The 11,632-nt window shown below is 72.3% G+C and carries 10 protein-coding genes; 5 read left to right on the top strand and 5 right to left on the bottom strand.

Annotation, left to right across the window (positions count from 1 at the left end):
• Positions 1 to 59: 59 nt before the first annotated feature.
• The gene (gene ku, locus V1634_RS01040) at positions 60 to 1,079 is read left to right on the top strand and encodes a non-homologous end joining protein Ku (RefSeq protein ID WP_331205810.1); all 1,020 of its coding nucleotides are present in this window, start codon (positions 60 to 62) and stop codon (positions 1,077 to 1,079) included.
• Positions 1,080 to 1,099: 20 nt separating this feature from the next.
• Here the strand turns inward: ku and V1634_RS01035 are convergent, their stop codons facing one another.
• The 3 genes from V1634_RS01035 to V1634_RS01025 form a co-directional block, all read right to left on the bottom strand.
• Positions 1,100 to 2,104, bottom strand: a complete 1,005-nt coding sequence (locus V1634_RS01035; protein ID WP_331205809.1) for a mechanosensitive ion channel family protein — start codon at positions 2,102 to 2,104, stop codon at positions 1,100 to 1,102.
• 157 nt (positions 2,105 to 2,261) lie between these two features.
• Complete coding sequence (locus V1634_RS01030) at positions 2,262 to 3,194, bottom strand: DUF5995 family protein (RefSeq protein ID WP_331205808.1); 933 nt, start codon at positions 3,192 to 3,194, stop codon at positions 2,262 to 2,264.
• 163 nt (positions 3,195 to 3,357) lie between these two features.
• Positions 3,358 to 5,655 carry a discoidin domain-containing protein gene (locus V1634_RS01025; protein ID WP_331205807.1) on the bottom strand — a complete coding sequence of 766 codons (2,298 nt, stop codon included), beginning with the start codon at positions 5,653 to 5,655 and terminating at the stop codon, positions 3,358 to 3,360.
• Between the two features lie 278 nt (positions 5,656 to 5,933).
• On the opposite strand from V1634_RS01025, the gene V1634_RS01020 reads away from it, so the two are divergent.
• Together V1634_RS01020 and V1634_RS01015 are read left to right on the top strand one after the other, a co-directional pair.
• Positions 5,934 to 7,070 carry a glutathione-independent formaldehyde dehydrogenase gene (locus tag V1634_RS01020; protein ID WP_331205806.1) on the top strand — a complete coding sequence of 379 codons (1,137 nt, stop codon included), beginning with the start codon at positions 5,934 to 5,936 and terminating at the stop codon, positions 7,068 to 7,070.
• 69 nt (positions 7,071 to 7,139) lie between these two features.
• On the top strand, positions 7,140 to 7,856 hold the full coding sequence (locus V1634_RS01015; RefSeq protein WP_331205805.1) for an HAD family hydrolase: 717 nt from the start codon (positions 7,140 to 7,142) through the stop codon (positions 7,854 to 7,856).
• Positions 7,857 to 7,901: 45 nt separating this feature from the next.
• On the opposite strand, the gene V1634_RS01010 is transcribed toward V1634_RS01015, so the two are convergent.
• Together V1634_RS01010 and V1634_RS01005 are read right to left on the bottom strand one after the other, a co-directional pair.
• Positions 7,902 to 8,873 (bottom strand): quinone oxidoreductase family protein, encoded by a 972-nt coding sequence (locus V1634_RS01010; RefSeq protein WP_331205804.1) that lies wholly within the window; start codon positions 8,871 to 8,873, stop codon positions 7,902 to 7,904.
• Between the two features lie 40 nt (positions 8,874 to 8,913).
• On the bottom strand, positions 8,914 to 9,405 hold the full coding sequence (locus V1634_RS01005) for a winged helix-turn-helix transcriptional regulator (protein WP_331205803.1): 492 nt from the start codon (positions 9,403 to 9,405) through the stop codon (positions 8,914 to 8,916).
• 72 nt (positions 9,406 to 9,477) lie between these two features.
• Between V1634_RS01005 and V1634_RS01000 the strand changes: the two genes are divergently transcribed.
• Entirely contained in the window at positions 9,478 to 10,317 is an 840-nt protein-coding gene (locus V1634_RS01000; RefSeq protein WP_331205802.1) for an SDR family NAD(P)-dependent oxidoreductase, read from the top strand.
• 453 nt (positions 10,318 to 10,770) lie between these two features.
• A complete protein-coding gene (locus V1634_RS00995; RefSeq protein ID WP_331205801.1) occupies positions 10,771 to 11,598 on the top strand; it encodes an FkbM family methyltransferase in 828 nt (275 codons plus the stop codon).
• The last annotated feature ends 34 nt before the right edge of the window (positions 11,599 to 11,632 follow it).

Genomic DNA, 11,632 nt, shown 5'->3' with positions numbered 1-11,632 from the left:
CGGGGGCACTTTCACTCGACGGGGTGAATATCCGCCCGGAGAGGGGAAAGGTCGAGATCATGCGGGCTATCTGGCGCGGAGCGGTCTCGTTCGGACTGGTCTCCATCGGGGTACGGGTCTACTCGGCGACCGAGGAGAAGGACATCCGGTTCCACCAGGTGCACCGGACCGACGGCGGGCGGATCAAGTACAAGCGGGTCTGCTCGATCGACGGCGAGGAGGTCAGCTACGACGACATCGCCAAGGGGTACGACATCGGCGGCGGCGAGATGGTCATCCTCACCGACGAGGATTTCGCCGAGCTGCCGTTGAGTACCTCGCACGCGATCGACGTGCTGGAGTTCGTCCCCGCCGAGCAGGTCGACCCGATCCTCTACAACAAGGCCTACTTCCTGGAGCCGGACGGTGCGGCCGCCAAGCCGTACGTGCTGCTCCGGGACGCGTTGACCGACTCGGAGCGGGTGGCCATCGTCAAGGTGGCGCTGCGGCAGCGGGAACAGCTCGCCACCCTGCGGGTCCGGGAGGGCGTGCTGCTGCTCAACACCATGCTCTGGCCGGACGAGATCCGTCGCCCCGACTTCGGCTTCCTGGACGAGGACATCAAGGTACGCCCGCCGGAGCTGGCGATGGCGAGTTCCCTGATCGACTCGATGGCCGGCGAGTTCGAGCCGGACGTCTTCACCGACGACTACCGAGCCGCCCTCCAGGAGGTCATCGACGCCAAGGTCGAGGGCCGGGAGGTGGTGCAGCCGGAGGAGGTCGAGGAGGCACCGGCGGCGGCGGTCGACCTGATGGCGGCGCTGCGGGCGTCGGTGGACCGGGCCCGGGCGGCCCGGGGCGAGGAGCCGGCCGGGGCCGGTGCCGGCCAGCCCACCCCGATCTCGTCGGCCAAGTCCGCCAAGGCGGCGGCGGCGAAGAAGGCGACCGGCGCGAAGAAGGCGGCCGGGAAGACGGCGGAGAAGTCGACCGGGGCGAAGAAGGCCGCCGGGGCCAAGAAGGCGGCGGCCAAGTCGGGTACGGCCAAGAAGGCCGCGACGAAGAAGGCCGCCCCGAAGAAGGCGCCCCGCAAGTCCGCCTGAGCCGACCGCCACGTTCACGGTCAGGCCTCGTAGTGCGGGCGGCGTGGCATCCACTGCGGGTGGTGGTCCCGGAGGAACCTCACCAGCCCCTCCCGGAGTTCGCACCGCAGGTTCCACGCGCTCGGGCCGTCCTCGGCCGTGACGGTGATCCGGACCGTCACGTGTTGCTCGGACATGTCCGTCATCTGGAGTCCCCAGCCGGCGCGGTCCCAGAGCGAGGATGTCGCGAGTTGCCGCCCCACCTCCGCCCGCAGTTCCTCCAGATCGGCCGTGTAGTCCAGCACCAGGTCCACCGCGGCGGCCACCCTGGCGCCGAACCGGGTCCAGTTCTCGAAGGGTTTGCTGACAAAGTAGGTGCTGGGCAGGATGAGCTGGCGCTCGTCCCAGGTGCGGATCACCACGTGCGTCAACTGGACCTCCTCCACCTGGCCCCACTGCCCGTCCACCACCACGACGTCGTCGATGTGCAGCGCGTCGGTGAAGGCCATCTGGATGCTCGCCATGGCCGCCGAGATCATGGGCCGGGTGGCGACTCCGATGACGAGGCCGAAGACCCCGGCGGAGGCGAGCAGGGACAGTCCGAGGACCCGGACCGGGCGAAAGGTGAGCAGCATCGTGCCGATGGTGAGCAGGACGACCAGCGCCACGGTCGCCCGCCGGACCACCCGGACCTGGGTGTGCGTCCGGCGGACGCGTTCGTCGGTGGGAGTACGCGGGTGCCGCCGGTAAATCGACTCCTCGACGACGTGCAGGACCTTGGTGGTGAGCCAGCCGGCCGTGCCGATCGCCACCAGCAGGTCCCAGTGCCGAAGGTGCTCCAGGGTCTCCGCCGGCAGTCCGGTCGCCGGCAGCGCGTAGTACACCGCCAGCGCCATCGACAGCACGCTGAACGCCCGCTGGCCGCGTACCTGGGCCGTCTGGAGGAAGTTCCGGAGCCGGTGTCCCCGGCCGATCGGCCGCAGCGCCCGGCCGAGCAGCAGGCTCAGCACGAAGGCGCCGCCGGCCACCGCGACGAGGATGAGCACCGCCCGGACGATCACCGCCGCCCGGCCCACTGCCGCGGTGCCCGCCCGATTCCCGCCACCGGATACCCCTTCCGATCCCCGGTCGGCGGTTTGCCTCGGCCGCGCTACTTAAACCGGCCGATCAGTTGTGCTCGGGTACCGGAGCGGCACCGGAGACTCAGTACGCCGGTGGCACGCCGAACGGGTACGCCACCGGCGGCGCGCTGTCGTGCCGCTCGGCGCAGTGCGCGGCCCGGGGTCCCGGCCCGGTGAACGGCGGGACGTAGCTGGTCAGCGTGGCGATTCCGGTGGCGATCGCCACCGCGCTGGACTCGATGTCGAGTTCGACGAGGGTCCGGGCGAAGGGGGTGCGGGCACCGGCCAGCCGGACCGCGTTGCGCCACGCCTGCTCCCGCCAGCTGACCAGCAGCCCGAGGGCGGCGCTGGTCGGGATGCCGGTTTCGAAGCCGTCCCGGTCGAGCCGGGCGATCAGTTCGGCCAGCAGCGGGTCCATCACCGCGGCCAGGATCTCGTTGACCCTGTCGTGGTCGGGTTTGCGGCTGCTGCCGTCCGGTGCGGTCAGCCCGACCCGTTCGAGCACGTACGGCAGGTCCCGGTTGATGTGCGCGTTCATCCCGAGCATCAGGTCACCGGCCCCGCTGAGCCGGCGGGACCGGGCCGCGTCCAGGGCGGCCAGCCAGGCGCCCGGTACGGCGGAGCGCCGCCCGGCGGCCCAGTCGTCGTACGCCCGGTAGTAGTACTCGGCGAAGAGCGCGCCCTCGCGGTTGACCCAGGTGTTGTCGGCGAAGTATCCGGCCTGGTCCCGCCCCCACTTGAAGCCCTGGGTGGTCCGCAGGTAGGCGAGGGTGAAGGTGGCGTGGTGGTCGCAGGACTGCCCGAGCGCGGCGAACCGCTCCCGCAGTCGCGCGATCGTGTCGTCCACGCAGCCGGTCCCGCCGTCCGGGCAGGTGTCGGGGACGGCGGCCCGCGCCTCGGCCCCGCCCGGTCGGGCCGGCCATGGTGCGGCGGCGACCGGTGGGGCGGGCGGCAGCACCCCCGTCACGCCCAGCGTGGCCACCAGCAGAGCCCGCATCGCCACCTGCCGTCCCATGTCCGCCCCCTCAGATGATGATCGATGTCAATGTCAGACATCATTCCGAATCTGAGTGACCAGTCAGGAACATTGGTCTGATACCCGACTCGACCAGCAAAAAGCGCCGGATTGGCCGCTATCCTGGCGGCCAATCCGGCGCTGTTTCGTCGATGGATCTCCCTCAGCGGTTGCCGAGCACCGCCACCTCCGCCAGCCCGGCCCGGGCGTACGGCACCTCGGGCAGGTCGGTGACGGTGACCCGGACATGCCTGCCGAGCCCGGTGAAGAGGCCCCGCTGGGTCGAGCTGGTCAGCGTGTTGTCGGTGCGGTCCAGCACCGGTACCCAGTGCTGCCCGTCGGTGGAGGTCTCCACCAGGTAGCCGTACCGGAACTCGGCGCCGTGCGGGTCACCGGCCGGCACGTCGGCGCACTGCCCGGCCGCCCGCCCGGCGACGGTGTTCGGCCCGCCGTCGCGTACCGGGGCCGGCAGGTTGCCGGCGCAGGCCAGCGCGCCGCGCACGGTGTTCGCGGAGAGCATCACCGGGGTCTCGCCGGTCCGGTTGCCGACCAGGCTGACCGGCCCGGTCAGCTGGTTTCCGGTGACCACCAGCCGGCCGGTGGTGCCGACCACCGAGAGCGCGCCGGTGATCCGCACCCCGCGCAGTTGCACGGACCGGGCGCCGAGCGTGGAGACCGGGCCGGTCACGGTGGCGTCGGTGGCGGCCAGCGAGGCGCCGGGCAGCACGGTGACCGGGCCGGTCACCGTCGCGCCGGGGGCCAGGCAGGTCACCCCGGCGGGTACGGTCAGCGGCCCGGTGTGCCGGCCGGAGAGGGTACGGGTGCAGGCGTCCCGCAGGTCGGTGGCGGGGAAGGTCAGCTCGATCCCGGTCAGCGTGTACCAGCGGCCGAGGTCGACCTGCCAGCTCTGGCCGGTACCGGTGGAGGCGGCCCGCCAGGCGGTGGCCGGGTCGCCGTCCACGGCGAGCCCTCCGGGCTGGCCGGGCAGTGCCCCGCTGGTGCCGGTGGGGCGGCCGGCGGAGAGCGTCACCGGACTGTCCCCGGCGGTGTACCGGGTGTAGTTGGACAGTCGCTTGGCCTGCGGCAGCGGGTGCCCGGTCACCTTGGCGGCCAGGTCGCACGGGCCGTTGCTCTTGATCGTCACGGACCGGCCCTGTACGTACTCGATGACCTCTTCCTTGTCGTCGCCGCAGAAGTCGGCGTGCCAGAGCCGGGCGCCGGAGTCGAGGGTGCTGATCACGTCACCGGCGCCGTTCATGATGGTGGTTGGCTCACCGCAGCCCCGGTTCCACACCATGATCAGATCGCTGTAGTCGCCGGTCCAGTTGTGGATCGGCTCCGGGATCGAGCCCCAGCAGCCCCGGGTCTCGCGGGTCTCCCGCCAGACGTGCCGGCCCTGCTCGTCGAGCAGGAAGAGTCCGTCGTAGCCCTGCGCGGTCCGGTCGATCCGGTCCAGCCCGAGCGACTCCAGGCCGGGCAGTTCCGGCAGGTAGTCGCCGGTCATGATGTTCTGGGTCTCGACGATGTCGGCGTTGCGCCAGATCTCCGCACCGGTACGCCCGTCGTGCGCCACCGCCGCGTCCCCGCCGAGGATCAGTTCCAGCTCGTCGTTGCCGGTGATGTCCGCCATCCACATGGTGTCGGCGTGCCCGTCGCCCTGGTGCCGCCAGAGCAGCTCGCCGTCCGGGCTCAGCATGTCGTAGCCGACCATGATCTCCTGGCGCCCGTCGCCGGTGAAGTCGTACGGCCACGGGTAGTGGCCGGTGTTGCCCCGGTGGGTCCAGAGCAGGTTGCCCTGGTTGTCCAACGCCCAGGCCGTGTCGTAGCGGTCCTTGAGCACGATCTCCCGGGCGGTGTTCCCGCCGCTGAGGTTGGCGAAGATGATCGCGTCGTGCGCGAGCCGGTCCGGCAGGGCGAAGTCCCGGACGAGTTGGCCGGTCCGGCCGTCGAAGACCATGAACCGGCCCTCGGCCGTGGTGTCGCCGCCGGGGTGCATGATCGCGACGACCTCGTTGTCCCCGTCGCCGTCGACGTCGTGCACCTGCGCCGGGATGTCGCTGCCGTTGTTGCGCCCGCGCGGGTCGACCGTGCCGGCCTGCCAGAGCAGCCGCCCGTCCAGGTCGTACGCGGTCAGTGCGGCGACCAGCGCGCCCTCGTACCGGTCGTCGGCGGTGTAGTGCGGCTGCATCATCACCACGTCCAGCCGGCCGTCCCCGGTCACGTCGCCGAGCAGCGGCCGGGCGCCACCCCCGGCGGCACTGGTGTCGAAGCTGGTGACCACGGTCGGTTCGACCTGCGCGGCCCGCCCGGTCGGGGAGCCGGCGACGGTTCCCGGGCCGGCGGCGGTCGCCGAGGGTTCCGCGGCGGCGGGGCTGGCTGCCGCGCCGAGCGCCACCAGCAGGGCGAGCGCGGTGCCGGCGCCCAGCAGGCGGTCGTGTCTGGTCGACGACTTCCGGGACATGGGCGACCTCCGGTTCGACTCGGCAGTCTGTGAATCGTTTCAAGACATGCCCGCCGAAAATAGCGGCACCCATGAGCACCTGTCAATACCTCACCGACGTGCGGCGCCGGTCGAACCCTGCCGGCGGGCGGCGATCCGTGACCGGGGCGACAGCCCCGACCCACCACGATCGTTTCAATGCCGGCCCCCGAAGTGATTCGCCCGTTATCTGAAGATCATCCGCTTAGGCTGGATCGGGGACGACAGCACCGCCCCGCGCCCGGCCGGAGGGAGCGAGCATGAAGGCAGTGGTCTACCACGGGCCGCGCGAGGTCGCGGTGGAGAACGTCGAGGACCCTCGGATCCAGGACCCCAACGACGTGGTCGTGCAGGTGACCAGCAGCGCGATCTGCGGCTCCGACCTGCACATGTACGAGGGGCGCACCGGCGCGGAGCCGGGCATCGTCTTCGGGCACGAGAACATGGGCATCGTGGTCGACGTCGGCCCCGGTGTGGCGCACGTCAAGCGGGGCGACCGGGTGTCGATGCCGTTCAACGTCGCCTGCGGATTCTGCCCGAACTGCCTGGCCGGCAACAGCGGCTACTGCCTCACCGCCAACCCCGGCTTCGCCGGCGCCGCCTACGGGTACGTCAACATGGGGCCGTACCGGGGTGGTCAGGCCGAGTACCTCCGGGTGCCGTTCGCCGACTTCAACTGCCTGAAACTGCCACCCGGCAACGAGCACGAGAACGACTTCGCGATGCTCGCCGACATCTTCCCCACCGGCTACCACGGGGTGGCGATGACCGAGCTGCGCCCCGGCGAGACCATCACGGTGATGGGCGGCGGCCCGGTCGGGCTGATGGCGGCGTACTCGGCGATGCTGATCGGCGCCGCCAAGGTCTTCCTGGTCGACCGGGTGCCGTCCCGGCTGCGCCTCGCGGAGTCGATCGGCGCGATCCCGGTCGACTTCGGCAAGGGCGACCCGGTCCAGCAGATCCGGGACCAGACCGACGGCAACGGCACCGACAAGGGCGTCGACGCGGTTGGCTACCAGGGCACCGGGGCCAGCGGCGAGGAGCAGCCCGCGTCGGTGCTGAACAGCCTGGTCGAAATCGTCCGGGCCACCGGTCGGATCGGGGTGGTGGGACTCTACGTACCGCACGATCCCGGAGCACCCGACGAACACTCCCGCAACGGCGAGCTGCTGTTCCGGGTCGGCAAGTTCTTCGAGAAGGGGCTCCGGATGGGCAGCGGGCAGACCAACGTCAAGGCGTACAACCGGTATCTGCGGGACCTGATCGTCGCCGGGCGGGCCCGGCCGAGCTTCGTGGTCAGCAAGGAGTTGCCGCTCGACGCGGCGCCGGAGGGCTACGACCGGTTCGACAGGCGCGACGAGGGCTACTCGAAGGTGGTGCTCAAGCCCGCCGCGTGATCCCCCGCCGAGGCGAGTTCCGCCGGGATGCGGGCGGCCGGCACCGGCCGGCTGGGGCAGGATGGAGCCGTGGTGGATGCGGTGGTCTTCGACCTGGACGGCGTACTCGTGGACTCCGAACCGGTCTGGGAACGGGTCCGTCGACGCTACGTCGACACCAACGGCGGCCGGTGGCAGCCCGACACCCAGCGCCGGCTGATGGGCATGAGCACCGGCGAATGGGCCCGCTACCTCGGCGAACTCGGCGTACCCGGCAGCGCCGAGCAGATCGCGACCGACGTGGTCGACGCGATGGCCCGGGAATACCAGAGCAGCCTGCCGGTCATCGACGGCGCGCCCGAGGTGGTCCGCCGGCTCGCCCGGCACTGGCCGCTCGGGCTGGCCAGCTCCTCCCCGCGCCGGCTGATCGACGTCGCCCTGGCCGCGATGGGGCTGACCGAGCAGTTCCGGGTGACGCTCTCCACCGAGGAGGTGCCCCGGGGCAAACCGGCCCCGGACGCCTACCTCGCGGTCGCGCAGCGCCTCGGCGTGCCGGCCGGTCGCTGCGTCGCGGTCGAGGATTCCAGCAACGGGGTGCGCTCCGCCGCCGCCGCCGGGATGCGGGTGGTGGCGATCCCGCACGGGTCGTACCCGCTCGACCCGGACGCCGAACAGCTCGCCGCGGTGGTCCTGCCGCACGTCACCGACCTCACCGAGGAAACGGTCCCGGCGACCGACCCCGGGGCCGGACCGGAACCGGCACCCGGCACGGGCCGGGAATCCAGCCGGCCGACGTCGAGGAACTGACCGACAACGGCGCGGCCCCGGCTGCCCCGGGGGCCCGCACCCGGCTCAGCCGGGCAGCAGCACGGACTTGCCGCTGGTACGCCGGCCCTCCAGGTCGGCGTGCGCCCGGGCCGCGTCGGCGAGCGGGTACGTCGCGCCGACCCTGATCGACAGCCGCTCGGCGCCGATCCAGCCGAAGAGGTCGGCGGCCCGACCGAGCAACTCCTCCCGGGTCTCGATGTGCTGCGGCAGGGTCGGCCGGGTCAGGTAGAGCGAGCCTCCGGCGGCCAGCCGCTCGGTCTGCAACGGCGGCACCGGCCCGCTGCTGGCGCCGTACGCGACCAGCAGGCCACGGCGACGCAGCGCCGCCAGGCTGTCGTCGAAGGTGGCCCGGCCGACGCCGTCGTAGACCACCGCCGTGCCCGCGCCGCCGGTCACCTCGCGGACCGTGTCGAGGAAGGTGTCGTACCGGGCGACGTGGTCGGCACCGGCCTGGCGGACCAGCTCGTCCTTCTCGTCGGTGGAGGTGGTGCCGACGACGACACCGCCGCGCAGCTTGGCGAGCTGGGTGAGCAGCAGGCCGACCCCGCCGGCGGCGGCGTGCACCACGACCGGTTCGCCGGCCGCCACGGAATGGGTGGTGTGCGACAGGTAGTGCGCGGTCAACCCCTGCATCATCGCCGCCGCCGCGACCGGGAAGTCGACGTGCCCGGGCACCGGCACCGCCCGCTCGGCCGGGATCGCGACCTGTTCGGCGTACCCGCCGGGCACGCCGACCCAGGCCACCCGGTCGCCGACGGCGAAGTCCTCGACTCCCGGTCCGAGCGCGGCGACCGTGCCGGCACCCTCCTGCCCCGGCACCGCCGGCAGTTCCCCCGCGTACGGCGGGACGCCCTGCCGCTGGTAGACGTCGGCGAAGTTGACCCCGACGGCGGCGACGTCCACGAGGAGTTGACCGGCGCCCGCCTCCGGCGCCGGAACCTCCACGATCTCCAGGACCTCCGGTCCGCCGTGTCGTCGCATCAGCACCGCCCGCATGCGGCCATCGTCCCCCGTACGCCGGCACGGCACTCCCCGATCACCGCAATCGGTGCCGGGTGCTCCCCGCCCGCGGGGTGGTTGCCGCCGACAGCTCTCCGCCCGCCCGGGCGTCGTCCCGGGCCCGTGCCCGGACGATGGCGGGCTGGTTGGCCACCGCCCACTCGCCGAGCGCGATCACCAGCGGCAGCAGCGAGTGCCCCAGGCCGGTGAGCGCGTACTCGACCCGGCCGGCGACCGCCACCGGGCCGGTACGGCTGACCAGCCCGTCGCGAACCAGCCCGCGCAGCGTACGGGTCAACATCCGCCGGCTGAGCCCGACGACGGCCCGGTCCAGTTCGTTGAAGCCGTAGCTCCGCCGGCTGAGCAGCGACAGCACCAGCACGCTCCACTTGTCGCCGACCCGGTGCAGCACGTCCTGCGCCGAGCAGGCCGCCCGGTCCGCCTCGGTGACCGGCACCCGGATGCCGACCGTCGGGTTCGGCGGTGGGCTCGGGGCCGGCGCCTCGGCCGGGACCTCGTCAGGGGACATCGATGTGCCTTCTTTCGCCCGTCCGTCAGCAAGCCGAGGATCAGGTTATCCGCGACGGGGAGGAGACGACGGGTGAGGACAGTGCTGATCACCGGGGGTACCCGGGGCATCGGGGCCGGGCTGGTCCGGCAACTCCTCGACGGTGGCGCCCGGGTGGTGGCGATCGGCAGCACCGAAGGGCCCGGCGCGGCGCTGCGGGCCGAGGCGGCCCGTCGGGGGTACCCCGACCGGCTCGCCGTCCACCGGGCCGATCTGGGCTCGGTGGCCGGGACGACCGCGCTCGCCGAGGAACTGCGGGCCCGGTACGAGGTGATCGACGCCCTGGTGCTCTGCGCCGGCCGTTACCACACCGGGCGGGCCGAGACCGTGGAAGGCTTCGAACGGACCTTCGCGTTGTACGTACTCAGCCGGTTCCTGCTGCCGGAACTGCTGCGCGAGCCGCTGGCCCGGGCGGACCGGCCGGTGATCCTGAACCTCTGCGGCACCGGCGGCATCCGGGCCGGTCGGATCCACTGGGACGACCTGCAACTGCGACGGCGGTACAGCGGCTTCCGGGCCACCATGCAGGGTGCCCGCGCCAACGACCTGCTCGGGGTCTCCTTCGCGGCCCGGCACGCCGGCAGCGGGATCCGGTACGTGCTCTACAACCCGCTCTTCGTCGACACCGGGCTGGCCGACCCGTTCCGGCAACCGACCCGGGCCCTGGTCCGGGTGCTGGCCCGGCTCTTCGCCGCGCGGGTGGAGCAGGTCACCCCGGCACTGCGCGACCTGCTGGCCGACCCGCCCGACCGACCGCTCACGGCCTTCCGGCGGGACACGCCGGTGGACCTGACCCGCCCCGAGTTCGACCCGGAGACCGCGGCACGCCTGCACCGTGTCCTCGCCGGGTTGGTCTCGGCACCGGCCGCCTGACGGTCGAGCAGACCGCTGTCGGCTTTCCGACCGCGCCGGCCCGACGGCCGGGGCTGACCCGGACGCCGGCCACCTCCACCGGGGTACCCGGGGTAGACCTCCGGCGCCGGCAGAACAGCGCCGGACAACGGGGTTTGTGCGGCGTACGCCCGGGTGCGCCGGGACTGTCCCACACCCCGGGCACCACCAGGGAAAACCCGAAGGAATCCCGCGTATTACTCCGTTGCGTATCGGGTCTGTTGCTCTAGGTGATTGTCTGCGTAACATGCCCGAGGAGCAGGCCCTACTGGAGGAGGTCGCTGGAGGGCGAGGTGTGGCGCGGATGAGCCGGCACGGCCGGCACCGCCCGTACCGCAACGAAACTGGCCGGCACCGCCGCCGGACCGTCCGGGGAGCGCCGGCGGACCACCGGACGTGTGACAACCCCAATGATCAGCGAGAACGGTCAACGGTATGCCAACTTTTCGATCGACGCTGCGCCGTGCCTACCACCAGTCCGGTGCGCACCACGTCCGCCGGGCCGCCCACCGGATCGCCCTGCGCACCCGGGCCGGGGCGTTCCGCAACGAGATCGGCGTGGTGCTGCACGCCGACCACACCGACATCCGGGGCACCGAACTCGCCGTCTACAAGGGAAACCTCGACCGGAAGGCGGTCGCCGCCTGGCGGCGCCTGGTCTCCGAGATCCGGCCCACCGTGGCAATCGACGTCGGCGCCAACTACGGCGAGGTGGCCTTCTCGACCTGCTACTACGGCCTGCGCGAACTGCATCTGGTCGAGCCGAACCCGGCCGTCCTGCCCTGGCTGCGCAAGACGGTCGCGGCGGCCACCGGTGACTATCCGGGCACCGTGCTGCACGCGGGTGCCGCCAGCGACCGGCCCGGCACCGCCCGCCTCTACCTGCACGAGCACACCGGTGTCGCCTCGCTGCGGGTGCACAACGACCGGGGCGTCGAGGTGGAGTGCTTCCGGCTGGACGAGCGGATCCGGCTCGGCGACGACGACTCGCTGCTGTTCAAGATCGACGTAGAGGGGCACGAGCAGGCCGCCCTGGAGGGAATGGCCGGGCTCTTCCACCGCCGCCGCGTCGCCGGCATCTGCGAGATCCTGCACGCCGACGACGACCTGCTGAAATACCTCTGCGCCAACTTCGCGGTCGCCCTCCAGCAGGCCGGCCGGGAGCAGCCGGTGGACGAGTCGCAACTGCGCGACACCGTCGCCCGGGCCCGGGAGGCCGGCTGGGCCGACCTCAGCAAGGACGTGGTGCTCCGGTCACGCTGACCGCCGGCCGCCCGGCCCCGCGACAGGTCCGGAC

The sequence above is a fragment of the Plantactinospora veratri genome (assembly GCF_036421995.1).
Taxonomy (GTDB): Bacteria; Actinomycetota; Actinomycetes; order Mycobacteriales; family Micromonosporaceae; genus Plantactinospora; species Plantactinospora veratri.
The sequence above is the reverse complement of the archived record's forward strand: the minus strand, read 5'-3'. Positions and strand labels throughout refer to the sequence as shown.

Coding starts and splice junctions, on each gene's coding strand:
- V1634_RS01020 (WP_331205806.1), top strand. CDS start 5,934: ATGAAGGCAGTGGTCTACCACGGGCCGCGCGAGGTCGCGGTGGAGAAC.
- V1634_RS00995 (WP_331205801.1), top strand. CDS start 10,771: ATGCCAACTTTTCGATCGACGCTGCGCCGTGCCTACCACCAGTCCGGT.
- V1634_RS01010 (WP_331205804.1), bottom strand. CDS start 8,873: ATGCGGGCGGTGCTGATGCGACGACACGGCGGACCGGAGGTCCTGGAG.
- V1634_RS01025 (WP_331205807.1), bottom strand. CDS start 5,655: ATGTCCCGGAAGTCGTCGACCAGACACGACCGCCTGCTGGGCGCCGGC.
- V1634_RS01030 (WP_331205808.1), bottom strand. CDS start 3,194: ATGGGACGGCAGGTGGCGATGCGGGCTCTGCTGGTGGCCACGCTGGGC.
- ku (WP_331205810.1), top strand. CDS start 60: ATGCGGGCTATCTGGCGCGGAGCGGTCTCGTTCGGACTGGTCTCCATC.
- V1634_RS01005 (WP_331205803.1), bottom strand. CDS start 9,405: ATGTCCCCTGACGAGGTCCCGGCCGAGGCGCCGGCCCCGAGCCCACCG.